We start from the raw sequence: 16882 nt of genomic DNA, 5'->3' as shown, positions 1-16882 counted from the left end.
GATCTTCGTCAACTGCGGCGGCAGGGGGTGCAGTGGTATCCTGTGCGCCCATTTGCCGCCGACGCCCAATGGCCTCGCGTAGCTTTGCCCGATTCAAGGTGATGCCATGACTACCCGCACCGAGGCTGTAAAGGCCTACCTGCTCGACCTGCAAGACCGCATTTGCAGCGCCCTGGAAACCTTCGAGACGGACACTCGCTTTATCGAAGACGCTTGGACCCGGCCTGCCGGCGGCGGCGGTCGCACCCGTGTGATCGAAAACGGTTCGGTGATCGAAAAAGGCGGCGTCAACTTTTCCCACGTGTTTGGCAGCGGTCTCCCACCCTCCGCCAGCGCGCACCGCCCGGAATTGGCTGGCCGCGGCTTCGAAGCGCTCGGCGTGTCGCTGGTGATCCACCCGCATAACCCGCATGTACCAACGTCCCACGCCAATGTGCGTTTTTTCATCGCCGAAAAAGAAGGCGAAGAGCCGGTGTGGTGGTTCGGCGGTGGCTTCGATCTCACGCCCTACTACGGCAACGAAGACGACTGCATCCACTGGCACCGTGTGGCCGAGCAGGCCTGCGCGCCCTTTGGCCCGGACGTGTATTCACGCTACAAGGCCTGGTGCGACACCTATTTCCACATCAAGCACCGCAATGAACCGCGCGGTATCGGCGGTTTGTTCTTCGATGATTTGAACGAGTGGGATTTCGACACCTGCTTCGCCTTCATCCGCGCCATTGGCGATGCGTACATCGACGCCTACCTGCCGATCGTGCAGCGCCGCAAGGCCATGGCTTACACCGAGCAACAGCGCCAGTTCCAGGAATTCCGTCGCGGGCGCTACGTTGAATTCAACCTGGTTTACGACCGCGGCACCTTGTTTGGCCTGCAGTCGGGCGGGCGTACCGAGTCCATCCTCATGTCGCTGCCGCCCCAAGTGCGCTGGAGCTATGACTGGAAAGCCGAGGCCGGCAGCGAAGAAGCACGCCTCACTGACTACTTCCTGCAAGACCGTGACTGGCTGGGCGTGGCCGCGCCAAAGGCGGTGGTGTAATGGACCGTTATGTCGTGTTCGGCAACCCCATCGGCCACAGCAAATCGCCGCTGATTCATCGCATGTTTGCTGAGCAGACCGGTGAGCAGTTGGACTACAGCACTTTGCTCGCGCCATTGGAGGATTTCACCGGTTGTGCCCGTGAGTTCTTTCAGCAAGGCCGTGGCGCCAACGTCACCGTGCCGTTCAAGGAAGAGGCCTATCGGTTGGCAAGCTCCCTCACCCAACGCGCCGAGCGCGCGGGTGCGGTGAACACACTGAGCAAACTGGCCGATGGCAGCCTGCTCGGCGACAACACCGACGGCGCGGGCCTGGTGCGTGATCTGACGGTCAACGCCGGGTTGAGCCTGCAAGGTAAACGCATTCTGCTGCTGGGCGCTGGCGGCGCGGTGCGTGGGGCTTTGGAGCCTTTGCTGGCGCAAAAGCCCGCCTCGCTGATTATCGCCAACCGCACCGTGGAAAAGGCCGAACGGCTTGCCGAGCTGTTTGATGATTTGGGCCCCGTGTCTGCCAGCGGTTTCGACTGGTTGCGTGAGCCGGTGGACCTGATTATCAACGCCACGTCCGCCAGCCTGTCAGGCGATGTACCGCCGATTGCCGGAAGCTTGATCGAACCGGGCAAGACGTTTTGCTACGACATGATGTATGCCAAGGAGCCGACAGCATTTTGCCGCTGGGCTTCTGAGCAAGGCGCCGCAGTGGCGATGGACGGCCTCGGCATGCTGGTTGAGCAGGCGGCGGAAGCGTTCTTCCTGTGGCGTGGAGTGCGCCCGGCGTCGGCGCCGGTGTTGGCTGAACTGCGCCGGCAGTTGGCCTAGCCCCAATCCAAAGTGGGCACAGTCAATGTGGGAGCTGGCTTGCCTGCGATAGCGGTCTGTCAGAGACAGGTTTGTTGGCTGACCCACCGCTACCGCAGGCAAGCCAGCTCCCACATTTTTGATTCCGTTCAGTCTTCGAAATGGAGGGGGCAGTTGTCGGCACCCTCGAGCTTTTTCAGTTCTTCCACCACCTGCGGCCGCGCCCGGCGCAACGTCAGACTACGCCCCAAACCGCGCAACCTGCGCGCCTCCTGGTGCAGCATCTCCACCCCCGAATAGTCGATAAAGTTGATCTGCTGCGCCTCGATCACCACCCGCTCGCCCTGCAAGCTTTGCAGGCGCACTTGCAGGTAATGGCTGGCGCCGAAAAAGATCGAACCGCCCACTCGCAGCACATCCTCATCCCCGTCGCGCCATTGCTGAACGCGGGGCTGCGAGGTGCGTTTCAAGTAGAAAAACAGCGAGGCCAACACGCCCGCGTAAATCGCGGTTTGCAGCTCCAGCAACAAGGTTGCAACGCAGGTCAGGCCCATTACCACAAACTCGGCACGGCTCACGCGAAACAAGGCGCGAATGCCTTTGTGGTCCACCAACCCCCAGCAAATCAGCAGGATGCTCGCGGCCATGCTCGGGATCGGAATGTGGGCGATCAACGCCGCGCCAAACAGCGCAAACAGCGCCACCCACAGGGCTGAAAACACCCCCGCCAGCGGCGAACACGCGCCGGCCTCATAGCTGAGCCCTGAGCGTGTAAAGGAGCCGGCTGACAGGTACCCGGAGAAAAAACCGCCAACGATATTGGATAACCCCTGCGCGCGGACTTCTTGATTGGCATCGAGCAATTGCTGCGACCGGGCCGACAGTGAGCGGGCAATCGACAGGCTGGTCACCAGCCCCAGCATGCCCACGGCCACGGCGCTGGGCAGCAGGCGCAGAATCATGTCCAGGTCCATCGGCAACGGGCTGAAGGGCGGCAGCTTGCCCACAAACGAACTCACCAGCGCCACATGCCCGAACATGGCCGGCCACAGCCACGCGACCAGGCTGCCCAGGGCCAGGGCGATCAGCAGCGTCGGCCAGCGCGGTACCCAACACTTGAGCAGTGCGCCTGCCAGCAAGGTGCCTGCCCCGAGCGCGAGGGAGGCGTGATCCCACTCCCCGCCGTGGTCCACAAGTGCCAGCAAACTTTTGATCGCCGTGGCCTGGCTGGGCAGATCCAGCCCCAGCAGGTTGGGCAGTTGCCCCAAGGCAATCACCACGGCCGCACCCAACGTGAAACCCAGCACCACCGAATGAGAGACGAAATTCACCAGCGCGCCAAAGCGCAGCATGCCGAGCAACCACTGGAAAACCCCGGCGAGGAATGTCAGCAACAGGATCAGCGTGATGTAGTCCTGTGACCCCGGCACGGCAAGCGGGCTGACACTGGCGTAGAGCACGATGGAAATGGCCGCTGTCGGGCCGCAAATCAGGTGCCATGACGAGCCCCACAGGCACGCGATCAACACCGGGATGATGGCCGCGTATAGACCGTACTCGGGTGGGAGGCCAGCGATCAGCGCGTAGGCAATTGATTGTGGAAGGGCGAGCACGGCCCCACTGAGGCCGACAATCGCGTCCCGGCCGACGTTGGCGCGGGTTTGGCGCGGGAGCCAGGCGAGGAAAGGGAAAAGGGTGTGGCGGTTGGGCCGGGGCATGAAAGGCTCGGGTTGAAAGGTTTGCATCAGGGTATCAGCACACACCGGCCCCTGTGGAAGCAGGCTTGTGTGGGAGCTGGCTTGCCTTCGATGCAGACGACGCGGTCTGTCAGTAAAACCGAGGTGATCCTATCGCAGGCAAGCCAGCTCCCACACAAACCAGTTTGCACAGTAGCCGCTTTCCACAGGGTTTGGCGGAGGTTTAGAGCTTGGCTTTTACAGCCGCCAACGCATCCTTGCCATCCACGGTCTTCACGCCATCGAGCCATTTATCCAGCACCGCCGGATTAGCCTTGATCCACGCCTTTGCCGCGTCGGCATTGCTGACCTTGTTGTTGGCCACTTCGGCCATGATGCTGTTCTCCATCTCCTGGGTAAAACTCAGGTTGGTCAGCAGTTTTCCTACGTTCGGGCAGGACTGTGCGTAGCCCTTGCGGGTCAAGGTATACACACTTCCTGTGTCACCAAAATATTTCTCGCCACCTTTGAGGTAGTGCATTTTCAGCTGCACGTTCATCGGGTGTGGCGTCCAGCCGAGGAAGGTGACGAATTTCTGCTTCTTCACCGCCCGCGACACTTCGGCAAGCATCGCCTGTTCGCTGGATTCCACCAGTTTCCACTGGCCGAGCTCGAAGTCGTTCTTCTTGATGATTTCCTGCAACGAGATATTCGCCGGCGCGCCGGAGCCGATGCCGTAGATCTTCTTGTCGAACTTGTCGGCAAATTTGTTCAAGTCGGCAAAGTCATGCACACCGGCGTCCCACACATAGTCGGGCACAGCGAGGGTGAACTCGGTGCCGTCGAGGTTTTTCGCCAGTTGCACCACATCGCCATTGGCCACGAACTTGTCGTAGAAGCCCTGCTGCGCCGGCATCCAGTTGCCCAGGAACACATCCACCTGGCCGTCCTTGAGCCCGCCAAATGTAATCGGCACCGCGAGGGTATCGACCTTGGCCTTGTAGCCCATGCCGTTCAACAGAAAACCGGTGATGGCATTGGTGGCGGCGATATCGCTCCAGCCCGGATCAGCCATCTTCACCGTGTCACAACTGGCGTCCGCGTACACATTGGCGCTGCTCAACGCCAGCATGCCCAACACTACAGTCAACTTTCGCATGGCCTTCCCTCTGTCTATTTATTGGTTTTGGCAGGGTTGTGGATAACGTGCCTTGCGCTCCAGGTCGTCGAGGTCGATATGGTTGCGCATGTATTGCTGACTGGCGTCCACCAGGGGCTGGTGATCCCAGCTCTTCAGCTTGCCTTCGGTCAGTGCGTCAAACACCAGACGGCGGCGGCGTTGGCTGGCGAGCACCTGCTGGTGGATCGCCGGGATGTCCCATTTGGCCCGCGCCTCACTCAAAAACGCCTCGAACAGTGGCCGGTGTTCCGGTGACTGGCTGAGGTCTTCCCGCTCGTGCGGGTCGTTGTGCACATCGAACAGTAGACAAGGGTCGTCTTCGCTGTAGATGAATTTGTAGGCGCCACGGCGAATCATCATCAGCGGGCTGATGGTGCCTTCGGCCATGTATTCGCCAAACACTTCGTCGTGCCCGCCCTGCCCCCGCAAGTGCGGGAGCAGCGAGCGGCCGTCCAGTGGCAGGCGCGGGTCCAGCTCGCCGCCGGCCAGTTCTACCAGGGTCGGCAACAAATCGGCGGTGGACACGGCTTTACTCACCCGGCCCGCCGCAAATTGCCCCGGCGCACTCACCAGCAGCGGCACACGTGCCGCCATTTCAAACCAGTGCATTTTGTACCAGAGGCCGCGCTCGCCCAGCATGTCGCCGTGGTCGCCGGAGAAGATGATGATCGTATCGTCAGCCAGGCCTGTGTCTTCCAGGGTTTGCAGCAGTTTGCCGACATTGCTGTCGATGTAGCTGCACGCGCCAAAATAGGCACGCCGTGCATCACGGATCTTGTTTACTGGCAACGGCTTGCCCCACAGGTCGTAGACTTTGAGCAGGCGCTGGGAGTGCGGGTCGAGATCAGCTTGCGCAGGCGTTGTGGGCAAAGGGATATCGCCATCGTCGTACAGGTCCCAGAACGGCTTGGGAATGGTGTACGGGTCGTGGGGGTGCGTCATCGACACGGTCAGGCAGAACGGCTGGTCGCCGTCTTCGCGGATGTGGTCGAACAGGTATTGCTGCGCCTTGAACACCACTTCTTCATCGAAATCCAGCTGGTTGGTGCGCACGCAGGGCCCGGCTTGCAGCACCGAGGACATGTTGTGGTACCAGGTGGGTCGCACGTCCGGCTCGTCCCAGTTCACCGCCCAACCGTAGTCGGCGGGGTAGATGTCGCTGGTCAGGCGTTCTTCATAACCATGCAACTGGTCGGGGCCGCAGAAGTGCATCTTGCCGGACAGCGCGGTGCGGTAGCCGAGGCGACGCAGGTAGTGAGCATAAGTCGGTACGTCGGCGGGGAAATCGGCGGCGTTGTCGTAGGCGCCGATCTTGCTCGGCAACTGGCCGCTGACCAGGGTAAAACGCGATGGCGCGCACAGCGGGCTGTTGCAATAGGCGGCATCGAACACCACGCCCTGCTCCGCTAAACGGCTCAGATTAGGCAGCTTGATCGGCGAAGAACCGTAGAACGGAAGCAACGGGGCGGCCATTTGATCGGCCATGATGAAAAGAATGTTCTTGCGCTTCATGGGTTCTCGGCATTCCATAGGCGGTGTTTATGCGAATGAGCATGCAGCCCATGGAAAATGGGGTAAAGCCCATGAAAAGCAATGTCTAGGATAAGCACAGCTTATGTATGAAGCCCTCGGTGACGTCTCCCTCGATTTGCTGCGCGCCTTTGAAGCGGCGGCGCGCCACCGCAGCTTTACCGCCGCCGCCATGGAGCTTGGCACCACACAGCCGGCCATCAGCCAGCAGATCAAGCGCCTGGAAGAACAACTCGCGATCAGGCTGTTTGACCGCATCTACCGGGGCATTGAGCTGACCGACGCCGGCGCCTTGCTGTTCGAGCACGTGCAAGCCGGCTTGCAGACGATCAACCACGGCCTCAGCGCCATTACTCAACAAGACCAGCACGAAGTGCTGCAAGTGGCCACCGACTTTGCCTTCGCCGCCTACTGGCTGATGCCGCGCCTGCACCGCTTCCACGCGGCCAACCCGCAGGTCGACGTCAGCCTGGTGACCAGCGAACGCAACCACGCCACCTTGCGCAGCGATATCGACGTGGCAGTGTTGTTTGGCGACGGCCGTTTCAAACAGGGCGACAGCCTCTGGCTGTTCAACGAGGAAGTGTTCCCGGTGTGCAGCCCGCAATGGCTCAAGGAACAAGCCACGCCGCTGACTGTGCAAAATTTGCACGATTTTCCCTTGTTGCATTTGCGGCAGGAAAACAACAGCCAGTGGTTCGACTGGAGCGGTGTGTTTCGCGAACTGGGGATCAGCGCCGCGCCCACCCCCGGCCAACTGCGTTTCGACAACTACACCTTGCTGATTCAAGCGGCGATTGCCGGCCAGGGCGTGGCCATCGGCTGGCGCCACCTGGTGGATAACCTGCTGGAGCAGAACTGGCTGTGCCGCCCGGTCAGCGATACGGTGATTTCGCGTTTCGGTTATTACGTGGTGCAACCCCAGCGCAAACGCCGCGGGCAGCTGGTCGAGCGCTTTGTCGACTGGCTGGTGGCCGAGCAAGCCAGCAGCGCGCAGTCGCTGACCGGGCTGGCCCTGCCGTCCATTGCGGTCTAGGATTTGGCGTATATCGGATTCGGATTTTGCCATGCAACGTATCAAGGGCTATCACGCCCACATCTATTTCGACGCCAGCACCATTGGCCAAGCGCGCAAGTTGTGTGAAGACGCTGCGCAACTGTTTCCCCTGCGCATGGGCCGTGTACACGAACGCCCAGTGGGCCCGCACCCGGACTGGAGCTGTCAATTGGCGTTTGAGCCCGAATACATCGGCGTTGTGTTGCCGTGGCTGGCGTTGCATCGCGAGGGGCTGGTGGTGTTCCTGCACCCCGATACCGGCAATGATTTGAAAGACCACACCGACTACGCGATCTGGATGGGCGCCATGCGTGAGTTGGACCTGTCTATTTTTTAACCGGCGCTGATTCCAATCCCGTCACCCTTCAACCGGGTGACGGGATTTTTTATGGATTGGCCCAATATATGGGACTGTTATTTATATATTGAGATATCGCCGGCCATAGGTTTATATTCGCCCATCTGCTTTTTTCAGCACCCACTCATTTCAGGTGAAGCGATGCAGGCGCAATTGATCGCGCTCGACTGGGGGACCAGCTCCCTTCGTGCTTACAAACTCGGCCCGGCGGGCGTGGTGCTCGAACAGCGCGCGCTGGCGTTCGGGATCATGCACCTGCCCAGCGAGCCCCGGAACATCGGCGGCGTGCTGTGCAGCGATGGTTTCGAGTTGGCCTTCGACGCCGCCTGCGGCGACTGGCTCGACGCGCAACCCGGCCTGCCGGTGATTGCCTGCGGCATGGTCGGCAGCGCTCAGGGCTGGAGTGAGGCGGCGTATCGCAATACCCCCGTGGACGTCGCCAGCCTGGGCCAGGCATTGCACCGCGTGCGCAGCCTGAGCGGCGTGGAGGTGCATATCGTGCCTGGCGTGATGGAGAGGGCCGGTTTGCCCAATGTGATGCGCGGCGAAGAAACCCAGGTGCTGGGCGTGCTGCAAAACAGGGGGCCCGACGTGCTGATCGGCCTGCCCGGCAGTCATTCCAAATGGGTCGAAATGGTCGATGGCTGCATCACCCACTTCGACACCTTCATGACCGGGGAAGTGTTCGCGGTGCTGAGCAAGCACAGCATCCTCGGTCGTACCCAACAGTCTTGCGAGCACTTCCAGGGCGAAGCCTTTGACCGTGGCGTGCGAGTGGCGCTTTCAACAGACGGCGAGCGCGGCGTGCTGTCCACGTTGTTCAGCGCCCGGACCCTCGGGTTGACCGGCGATCTCGCCCCTGACCAGCAACCTGATTACCTGTCCGGCCTGTTGATCGGCCATGAACTCACGGGCCTGCCGGGCAGCGCCAAACACACACCGATCATCCTGGTCGGCGCGCCCGCCCTCTGCGCCCGCTATCAACGCGCCCTCGCCCTCTGCGGTTTTGCTCACGTCAGCCTGGCGCAGGAAGCCACCGAGCGCGGCCTGTGGCAATTGGCCGTGGCGGCCGGGCTTACCCAACCTGCAACGGAGGCCAGACATGCTTAAAGAAGCACTCTCGCAAAACGGTTTGATCGCGATCCTGCGCGGCGTGCGACCGGACGAAGCCCAGGCCGTCGGCCAAGTGCTGTATGAGGCCGGTTTTCGCGTCATCGAAGTGCCGCTGAATTCGCCTGACCCGTACGCCAGCATCCGCACCCTGCGCGACAGCCTGCCCGCCGATTGCCTGATCGGCGCGGGCACGGTGCTGACGCCGGAGCAGGTCGAGCAGGTGAAAGCGGCGGGTGGCCAAGTGATCGTCATGCCCCACAGCGATCCCAAGGTGTTGCGCGCGGCCAAAGCGGCGGGTTTGTTCCTGTCGCCGGGGGTCGCTACGCCGACCGAAGCCTTCGCCGCCCTGGCCGAAGGCGCTGACGTGTTGAAGCTGTTCCCGGCCGAGCAGATGGGCCCGGCGGTGATCAAGGCGTGGCTCGCAGTATTGCCCACCGGGACGTTGCTGTTGCCGGTGGGCGGCATCACCCCGGACAACATGCAGGTGTTTATCGACGCCGGCGCCAAAGGGTTCGGGCTGGGTTCCGGGTTGTTCAAGCCGGGCATGACCGTGGACCAAGTGGCGAGCCGGGCCCAGGCGTATGTCGCCGCCTGGAAAGCCCTGGGCTGATTTCAAGTTCCGCGCCCACAGGCGCCGCATCTATAAGAGAGATAACAGATGAAAATCACCAAACTGACGACCTTCATCGTCCCGCCGCGCTGGTGCTTCCTCAAGGTCGAAACCGACCAGGGTGTGACCGGCTGGGGCGAGCCCGTGGTTGAAGGCCGCGCTCACACAGTCGCCGCTGCCGTCGAAGAGTTATCCGACTACCTGATCGGCAAAGACCCACGCAACATCGAAGACATCTGGACCGTGCTCTATCGCGGCGGTTTTTACCGGGGCGGCGCCGTGCACATGAGCGCCCTCGCCGGCATTGACCAGGCGCTCTGGGACATCAAGGGCAAGGCCCTCGGTGTGTCCGTCAGCGACCTGCTCGGTGGCCAAGTGCGTGACAAGATCCGTGTGTATTCGTGGATCGGTGGCGACCGCCCCGCCGACACCGCCCGCGCCGCAAAAGAGGCTGTTGCCCGTGGCTTTACTGCGGTGAAAATGAACGGCACTGAAGAACTGCAGTTCGTCGACAGCTTCGAAAAAGTCGACCTGGCCCTGGCCAACGTTGCCGCCGTGCGCGATGCGGTGGGCCCCAATGTGGGCATTGGCGTCGACTTCCATGGCCGCGTGCACAAGCCCATGGCCAAGGTGCTGATGAAGGAACTGGACCCGTACAAACTGATGTTTATCGAAGAGCCCGTGCTCAGCGAAAACTACGAAGCGCTCAAAGAGCTGGCGCCGCTGACCAGCACGCCGATTGCCCTGGGCGAGCGGCTGTTCTCGCGTTGGGACTTCAAGCGCGTGCTCAGCGAAGGCTACGTCGACATCATCCAGCCGGACGCTTCCCACGCCGGTGGCATCACCGAAACCCGCAAGATCGCCAACATGGCCGAGGCCTACGACGTGGCCCTGGCCCTGCACTGCCCGCTGGGCCCGATTGCCTTGGCCGCGTGCCTGCAACTGGACGCGGTTTGCTACAACGCGTTCATTCAGGAGCAAAGCCTGGGCATTCACTACAACGAGAGCAATGACCTCCTCGATTACGTGCGCGATCCGGGCGTGTTCGACTATGACAAAGGCTTCGTGAAGATCCCCAACGGGCCGGGCCTGGGGATCGAGATCAACGAGGAATACGTGATCGAGCGGGCGGCCATCGGCCACCGCTGGCGCAACCCGATCTGGCGGCATGCTGATGGCAGCTTTGCCGAGTGGTGATTTCTGACTGACGAAATGCAATTAAAACTGTGGGAGCTGGCTTGCCTGCGATAGCGGTGTGTCAGTTCCAGAGATGCAAGCTGATCCACCGCTATCGCAGGCAAGCCAGCTCTCACATTGACCGCGACCTGTCCTCAATAAACATAAGAAGAGGCAACCCCCATGCACCCTGAATCCTTCACCGGGCAGGCTTCTTTAGTCACGCCCAGCAGAAAGCGCTTCTTCATCATGGTGCTGCTGTTTATCACCGTGGTAATCAACTACCTCGACCGCAGCAACCTGTCGATCGCCGCCCCGGCGCTGACCAGCGAACTGGGCATCGACCCGGTGCACGTCGGGCTGATCTTCTCGGCCTTCGGCTGGACCTACGCGGCCATGCAGATCCCCGGGGGCTGGCTGGTGGACCGCGTGCCGCCGCGCATTCTCTACACGGTGGCGTTGTTGTTGTGGTCCATCGCCACTGTGATGCTGGGCTTTGCCGCCAGCTTTATCGCATTGTTCGTGCTGCGCATGGCCGTCGGCGCCCTCGAGGCGCCGGCCTACCCGATCAACAGCCGTGTGGTCACCACCTGGTTTCCCGAGCGTGAGCGCGCCACGGCGATTGGCGTCTACACCTCCGGGCAGTTTGTGGGGCTGGCGTTTCTCACGCCGGTGCTGGCCTGGCTGCAACACGCGTTTGGCTGGCACATGGTGTTCGTCGCCACCGGTGGCGTGGGCATTTTGTGGGCGCTGATCTGGTTCGCCGTGTACCGCGAGCCCAAGGATTTCAAGGGCGCCAACGCGGCGGAAATCGAGCTGATCCGTGAGGGCGGCGGGCTGGTGGATATCCAGGCACAGGCCACCAAGGCGCCGTTCAGTTGGGTGGATTTGGGCATCGTGCTGAGCAAGCGCAAACTCTGGGGCATCTACCTTGGGCAGTTCTGCCTGAACTCCACGCTGTGGTTTTTCCTGACGTGGTTCCCTACCTACCTGGTGAAATATCGCGGCATGGACTTTATCAAGTCCGGCCTGCTGGCATCGCTGCCCTTCCTTGCTGCGTTTGTGGGCGTGCTGTGTTCGGGGCTTTTTTCCGACTGGCTGATTCGCCGAGGCGCATCGGTGGGTTTTGCGCGCAAGTTGCCGATCATCGGCGGCTTGCTGATTTCCACGGCGATCATTGGCGCCAACTATGTGGATTCGACGGCGTGGGTCATCGCGTTTCTGGCGGTGGCGTTTTTCGGCAATGGCCTGGCGTCGATTACCTGGTCACTGGTCTCAACGCTCGCGCCTGCTCGGCTGTTGGGGCTGACGGGAGGCGTGTTCAACTTCATCGGTAACTTGTCGGCGATCACCACACCCATCGTGATTGGCTTTCTGGCCAGTGGCGATTCGTTTGCGCCAGCGATCACGTATATCGCGGTGCTGGCATTGCTGGGCGCGCTGTCCTACGTGTTGCTGGTGGGTAAGGTCGAGCGCATCGAACTCTGACTGACGCCCGCTCTGTGGCGAGCGGGCTTGCCCCGCGTTGGGGTGCGCAGCGCCCCCAAAAACCAGATCGCTCGGTTTATCTGAAAATACGCATTCGCCTTGATGGGGCTGCTGCGCACCCCAACGCGGGGCAAGCCCGCTCACCACAAAAGCTAGTTCGGCAATCAGTGCGCAGGGTTTAGTTGAGTACCCCGTCAAGGATTTCGTAGACGATACCGGTGCCCACAGCAATCAGCACGACATCCGGGCCGGAACGGCGCCATTCATAACCCTGGTACACCGGCAGGCGAGACAGGGCGCGATTGTCCAGGCGCTCGCCGTAGTAGCCACGAGGCAGGGGCTGGCCGCGCACCAGGCGCACGTTGGGCGGTGGCGGTGCGCCACGGGAGAACTGGCCGTGGTTGTCGTGGATGATTTGCCGTACCGGGCCGAAGTCCTGGGGTGGGCCGCGACGGTTGTCCTGAGGGCCACGGTGATCATCGCCACGTTGTTCGTGCTGGCCTTGCGGGCCGCCACGGTCAGGGCCGCCTTGATCGTAAGGCGCGGCCTGCGCCAGGGCGCTCGCACCCAGCATCAGCACACCGAGACCGGCTATCAAGCGTTTAGGCATTTTCATGGGGGTTTCCTCAGTCCTGCACGAACAAAAAAGGGATTTCGAACGAGGTTCGAAATCCCTGGGTCTTGTCACTTTAGGTACTGATGCGGCGGATTGATTCCTCTGTATCAGGAACTTTACCTACCGCTACACGGCCTTTACGTACGGGCGTTGCGGACACCTTCCGACAGCGCCGCGCACAGGCTCAACACGCCATCAATCGCTTGCTGATCATTTTTCGCATTGGCGATGTGATCGATCAATGCCGAACCCACCACCACACCGTCTGCCAGGCGTGCGATAGCCGCTGCCTGTTCCGGCGTACGGATACCAAAACCGATGCTGATCGGCAGGTCGGTGTGGCGGCGCAGGCGAGTCACGGCTTCTTCGACGTGTTCCAGGGTGGCGGCGCCAGCGCCGGTCACACCGGCCACCGACACGTAATACACAAAGCCGGAGCTGCCATTGAGCACAGTCGGCAAGCGAACGTCGTCAGTGGTCGGCGTGGTCAGGCGGATAAAGTCGATGCCCGCGGCCTGGGCCGGGTCGCACAGTTCGCCGTTATGCTCAGGCGGCATGTCGACGACGATCAGCCCGTCTACGCCGGCTTCCTTGGCGTCAGTGATGAACTGCGGCACGCCGTATTTGTGGATCGGGTTGAAGTAGCCCATCAACACCAGCGGGGTGTCGCTGTTGTCTTTGCGGAACTCGCGGACCATCTGCAGGGTTTTCGCCAGGTTCTGCTTGGCGGTCAGCGCGCGGATGTTGGCCAGTTGAATGGCCGGGCCGTCAGCCATCGGATCGGTGAAGGGCATGCCCAACTCGATCACGTCGGCACCGGCGGCAGGCAAGCCTTTGAGGATTGCCAGTGAGGTGTCATAGCCCGGGTCGCCGGCGGTGACGAAGGTCACCAGGGCGGCGCGGTTCTGTTCTTTAAGCTGAGCGAAGCGGGTTTGCAGGCGGCTCATCAGTGTTTCTCCTGCGAAGAGTGTTCTTTTTCAGAGTGTTCCATGTGGAACATCACGGTTTGCATGTCTTTGTCACCACGGCCCGACAGGTTGACCACCATCAGATGATCCTTCGGCAGGTTCGGTGCACGCTTGAACACCTCGGCCAGGGCGTGGGCGCTTTCCAGGGCTGGAATGATCCCTTCCAGGCGGCAGCATTTGTGGAAGGCGTCGAGGGCTTCGTCATCAGTCACCGAGGTGTACTGAACGCGGCCGATGTCATGCAACCAGGCGTGTTCAGGGCCGATACCCGGGTAGTCGAGGCCCGCTGAGATCGAGTGGGCGTCGATGATCTGGCCGTCGTCGTCCTGCAGCAGGAAGGTGCGGTTGCCATGCAGTACGCCGGGTACACCGCCGTTCAGGCTGGCGGCGTGTTTGCCGGTTTCGATACCGTGGCCGGCGGCTTCAACGCCAATGATTTCTACGCCTGTGTCATCCAGGAACGGGTGGAACAGGCCCATGGCGTTGGAACCGCCGCCGATGCACGCCACCAGGCTGTCCGGCAGGCGGCCTTCCTGGGCTTGCAACTGGTCGCGGGTTTCCTTGCCGATCACGGCCTGGAAGTCGCGCACCATCGCCGGGTACGGATGTGGGCCGGCCACGGTACCGATCAGGTAGAAGGTGCTGTCGACGTTGGTCACCCAGTCACGCAGGGCTTCGTTCATCGCGTCTTTCAGGGTGCCGGTACCGGCGACGACCGGGATCACTTCCGCGCCCAGCAGCTTCATGCGGAATACGTTGGCCTGTTGGCGCTCGATGTCGGTGGTGCCCATGTAGATCACGCATTGCAGGCCAAAACGCGCGGCAACGGTGGCGGTGGCCACCCCGTGCATGCCGGCGCCGGTCTCGGCGATGATGCGTTTTTTGCCCATGCGCCGTGCCAGCAGAATCTGGCCGATGCAGTTGTTGATCTTGTGCGCGCCGGTGTGGTTCAGCTCTTCGCGCTTGAGGTAGATCTTGGCGCCGCCGCAGAACTCGGTCAGGCGTTCAGCGAAATACAGTGGGCTTGGGCGTCCGACGTAGTCGCGCTGGAAGTAGGCCAATTCTTCGTTGAAGGCCGGATCGATCTTGGCCGCTTCGTATTCACGGGCCAGGTCAAGGATCAACGGCATCAGGGTTTCAGCGACGTAACGGCCGCCGAAGGCGCCGAAGAGGCCGTTGGCATCCGGGCCGTTGCGTAGATCGGTCTGGGACTGAGTCATGGGACGCTCCAGGAGAGAATGGGGATGGGAAACAATGAGGGCCACTCTACCCCTGACGTTCTACGCTGAAAACCGATAAGATCGCCACAACCTGTCAGGAAAACTCACAGATGAGCCGAGACCTTCCGCCCCTCAATGCCTTACGCGCGTTTGAAGCCACCGCCCGACTCAACAGTGTGAGCCAGGCTGCCGAACAATTGCATGTAACGCACGGCGCGGTCAGCCGCCAATTGAAAGTGTTGGAGGAACACTTGGGTGTCAGCCTGTTCGCCAAGGATGGGCGTGGCCTTAAACTCACAGATGCCGGTATCCGTTTGCGCGACGCGAGCAGCGAGGCCTTTGAGCGTTTAAGGGATGTATGCGCCGAACTCACCCAAAGCAGCGCAGACGCGCCCTTCGTGCTCGGCTGCTCGGGCAGTTTGCTGGCGCGCTGGCTGATCCCGCGCTTGGGCCGTTTGAATGCCGACCTGCCGGATCTGCGCCTGCATCTGTCGGCGGGTGACGGTGATCTAGATCCAAGACGTCCTGGTCTCGACGCGCTGTTGGTGTTCGCAGAGCCGCCGTGGCCAGTGGATATGCAGGTGTATGAGCTGGCCAGCGAGCGCATCGGCCCGGTCATGAGCCCGCGTTTTGCCGGTTATGAACGCCTGTGCCGGGCGCCTGCCTCGGCCTTGCGTGGCGAAGCGCTGCTGCACACCACGTCGCGCCCGCAAGCCTGGCCCAGTTGGGCACAGCAACACGGCATTGAACCGGGCGCGTTGAAACACGGCCAGGGGTTTGAGCATTTGTATTATTTGCTGGAGGCAGCGGTGGCGGGATTGGGCGTGGCGATTGCGCCCGAACCGCTGGTGGCAGAGGACTTGCGAGCGGGCCGCCTGGTGGCGCCATGGGGTTTCAGTGAAACCCCGGCGCACCTGGCGCTGTGGCTACCCAAGCGCGCCGCAGACGGGCGCGCTCGGCAATTGGCGCAGTGGCTCAAGGCTGAGCTGTTGCGCCAACCGCTTTAATCGCCGCGTTTGCACAGCAGGTAAGCGGCCAGCAGGCCCAAAGCGCCTACGGCGACACCGGCTGTAGTCCACGGGTGCTCTTGAGCGTAGTCCCGGGTTGCAGCACCGGTTTCGCGGATTTTGACTTTGCTTTCTTCATAGGCGTCGCTGATCAGGTGGCGGGAGTGCTTGAGTGCATTCTCGGCATTGCTTTTCAGGGCCTTCAAGGTTTTGCGCGACTCGTCGGATGCATCGTCCTTGAGGCTTTCCAGAGATTTGAGCAGGCTCGAAATCTCGGCTTCCATGCTTTCCAGCGACGCTTTGCGTAAAGAAGTGTTGGCCATTGGGACTCTCCTGAAGTGATTGAGTGGCATGTGTAGATACCGACTCCAGCGTTTTCAGAAAGTGCAGTAAATCTGAACTTTCGAGTAGGAACGGTCGCCAGAAGCAGTACGAACATTGACTGCTACGCTCACTAAAGCCCTCAGGAGAAACGCCATGTCTGATCATCACACGTACAAGAAAGTTGAACTGGTCGGCTCCTCGACCACCAGTATCGAAGACGCCATCAACAACGCGATTGCCGAAGCCAACAAAAGCATCAAGCACCTGGAATGGTTTGAAGTGACCGAAACCCGTGGCCACATCAAGGACGGCAAGGCTGCGCATTTTCAGGTCACGCTGAAGGTGGGGTTCCGAATTGCCAGTAGTTAACGCCGCGAGTTGAACTTGCTGACTGGCCGATTGCCATAACCTGCGCTACAACGTTGGGGTGCCGATGCGACAGCGTCGGCACGTTCTTTTCGATCAGCGTAAGGAAGTAACGGATGAAGAAGTTCCTGTTAGCAGTCGGTCTGTTGAGCATTGCGGGTACAGCCCTGGCGGCGGGCAAGCCTTGCGAAGAGCTGAAAAGCGAACTCGCGGCGAAGCTTGACGCTAAAGGCGTTCAGCATTATTCGCTGGATGTTGTCGAGAAAGGCGCAGCCGCTGATGGCAAAGTGATTGGCAGTTGCGAAGGCGGCACCAAGGAAATCGTCTACAAGCGCGGTTGATCCCGTGTTGCAGACA

General features: G+C 61.3%; 18 protein-coding genes. 11 read left to right on the top strand and 7 right to left on the bottom strand.

The features are described from left to right. Window positions 1-106: 106 nt before the first annotated feature. Entirely contained in the window at window positions 107-1039 is a 933-nt protein-coding gene (gene hemF, locus AB4P94_RS06325) for an oxygen-dependent coproporphyrinogen oxidase (RefSeq protein ID WP_395609864.1), read from the top strand. Next, entirely contained in the window at window positions 1039-1857 is an 819-nt protein-coding gene (gene aroE / locus AB4P94_RS06320; RefSeq protein ID WP_395609863.1) for a shikimate dehydrogenase, read from the top strand. The genes hemF and aroE overlap by 1 nt, the downstream gene beginning before the upstream one ends. Window positions 1858-1985: 128 nt before the next feature. Here aroE and AB4P94_RS06315 read toward each other — a convergent pair whose 3' ends face one another. From AB4P94_RS06315 to betC, 3 genes are all read right to left on the bottom strand, one after another. Next, window positions 1986-3554, bottom strand: a complete 1569-nt coding sequence (locus tag AB4P94_RS06315) for a SulP family inorganic anion transporter (protein ID WP_395609862.1) — start codon at window positions 3552-3554, stop codon at window positions 1986-1988. 202 nt (window positions 3555-3756) lie between these two features. Continuing rightward, a complete protein-coding gene (gene choX / locus AB4P94_RS06310) occupies window positions 3757-4671 on the bottom strand; it encodes a choline ABC transporter substrate-binding protein (RefSeq protein ID WP_395609861.1) in 915 nt (304 codons plus the stop codon). Between the two features lie 18 nt (window positions 4672-4689). Then, window positions 4690-6204: a choline-sulfatase gene (betC, locus tag AB4P94_RS06305; RefSeq protein ID WP_395609860.1), complete on the bottom strand. Its 1515-nt coding sequence runs from the start codon at window positions 6202-6204 to the stop codon at window positions 4690-4692. Between the two features lie 103 nt (window positions 6205-6307). Between betC and AB4P94_RS06300 the strand changes: the two genes are divergently transcribed. The 6 genes from AB4P94_RS06300 to AB4P94_RS06275 all read left to right on the top strand — a co-directional run bounded on the left by AB4P94_RS06300 (window position 6308) and on the right by AB4P94_RS06275 (window position 12024). Next, a complete protein-coding gene (locus tag AB4P94_RS06300; protein ID WP_395609859.1) occupies window positions 6308-7258 on the top strand; it encodes a choline sulfate utilization transcriptional regulator in 951 nt (316 codons plus the stop codon). Between the two features lie 31 nt (window positions 7259-7289). Then, entirely contained in the window at window positions 7290-7616 is a 327-nt protein-coding gene (locus tag AB4P94_RS06295; protein WP_395609858.1) for a DOPA 4,5-dioxygenase family protein, read from the top strand. 162 nt (window positions 7617-7778) lie between these two features. Continuing rightward, window positions 7779-8747, top strand: coding sequence for a 2-dehydro-3-deoxygalactonokinase (locus AB4P94_RS06290; protein WP_395609857.1), 969 nt, complete (start codon window positions 7779-7781; stop codon window positions 8745-8747). Continuing rightward, entirely contained in the window at window positions 8740-9360 is a 621-nt protein-coding gene (locus AB4P94_RS06285) for a 2-dehydro-3-deoxy-6-phosphogalactonate aldolase (RefSeq protein WP_395609856.1), read from the top strand. The genes AB4P94_RS06290 and AB4P94_RS06285 overlap by 8 nt, the downstream gene beginning before the upstream one ends. A 48-nt stretch (window positions 9361-9408) precedes the next feature. Beyond that, the gene (dgoD, locus tag AB4P94_RS06280; protein ID WP_017137927.1) at window positions 9409-10557 is read left to right on the top strand and encodes a galactonate dehydratase; all 1149 of its coding nucleotides are present in this window, start codon (window positions 9409-9411) and stop codon (window positions 10555-10557) included. A 162-nt stretch (window positions 10558-10719) separates the two neighbouring features. After that, window positions 10720-12024, top strand: coding sequence for an MFS transporter (locus AB4P94_RS06275; protein ID WP_395609855.1), 1305 nt, complete (start codon window positions 10720-10722; stop codon window positions 12022-12024). 178 nt (window positions 12025-12202) lie between these two features. Here AB4P94_RS06275 and AB4P94_RS06270 read toward each other — a convergent pair whose 3' ends face one another. The 3 genes from AB4P94_RS06270 to trpB all read right to left on the bottom strand — a co-directional run bounded on the left by AB4P94_RS06270 (window position 12203) and on the right by trpB (window position 14828). Continuing rightward, a complete protein-coding gene (locus AB4P94_RS06270) occupies window positions 12203-12640 on the bottom strand; it encodes an anti-virulence regulator CigR family protein (protein WP_395609854.1) in 438 nt (145 codons plus the stop codon). 137 nt (window positions 12641-12777) lie between these two features. Continuing rightward, window positions 12778-13587, bottom strand: a complete 810-nt coding sequence (gene trpA / locus AB4P94_RS06265; protein WP_395609853.1) for a tryptophan synthase subunit alpha — start codon at window positions 13585-13587, stop codon at window positions 12778-12780. After that, entirely contained in the window at window positions 13587-14828 is a 1242-nt protein-coding gene (gene trpB, locus AB4P94_RS06260) for a tryptophan synthase subunit beta (RefSeq protein WP_395609852.1), read from the bottom strand. Before trpB ends, trpA begins: the two co-directional genes overlap by 1 nt. A 110-nt stretch (window positions 14829-14938) precedes the next feature. On the opposite strand from trpB, the gene AB4P94_RS06255 reads away from it, so the two are divergent. Beyond that, window positions 14939-15835, top strand: a complete 897-nt coding sequence (locus AB4P94_RS06255; RefSeq protein ID WP_395609851.1) for a LysR family transcriptional regulator — start codon at window positions 14939-14941, stop codon at window positions 15833-15835. Here the strand turns inward: AB4P94_RS06255 and AB4P94_RS06250 are convergent. Continuing rightward, the gene (locus AB4P94_RS06250; RefSeq protein WP_016969656.1) at window positions 15832-16158 is read right to left on the bottom strand and encodes a YqjD family protein; all 327 of its coding nucleotides are present in this window, start codon (window positions 16156-16158) and stop codon (window positions 15832-15834) included. The genes AB4P94_RS06255 and AB4P94_RS06250 overlap by 4 nt on opposite strands. Window positions 16159-16312: 154 nt before the next feature. Here AB4P94_RS06250 and AB4P94_RS06245 point away from each other — a divergent pair, with 154 nt between their 5' ends. Both AB4P94_RS06245 and AB4P94_RS06240 read left to right on the top strand, forming a co-directional pair. Further along, entirely contained in the window at window positions 16313-16528 is a 216-nt protein-coding gene (locus AB4P94_RS06245) for a dodecin (RefSeq protein WP_078739963.1), read from the top strand. Between the two features lie 113 nt (window positions 16529-16641). Then, window positions 16642-16866, top strand: coding sequence for a DUF1161 domain-containing protein (locus AB4P94_RS06240; RefSeq protein WP_395609850.1), 225 nt, complete (start codon window positions 16642-16644; stop codon window positions 16864-16866). Window positions 16867-16882 lie beyond the last annotated feature (16 nt).

It is taken from the genome of Pseudomonas sp. B22129, from assembly GCF_044218875.1.
Taxonomy (GTDB): Bacteria; Pseudomonadota; Gammaproteobacteria; order Pseudomonadales; family Pseudomonadaceae; genus Aquipseudomonas.
Note: the sequence above shows the minus strand (reverse complement) of the source record. Positions and strands in the feature narration are given on the sequence as shown.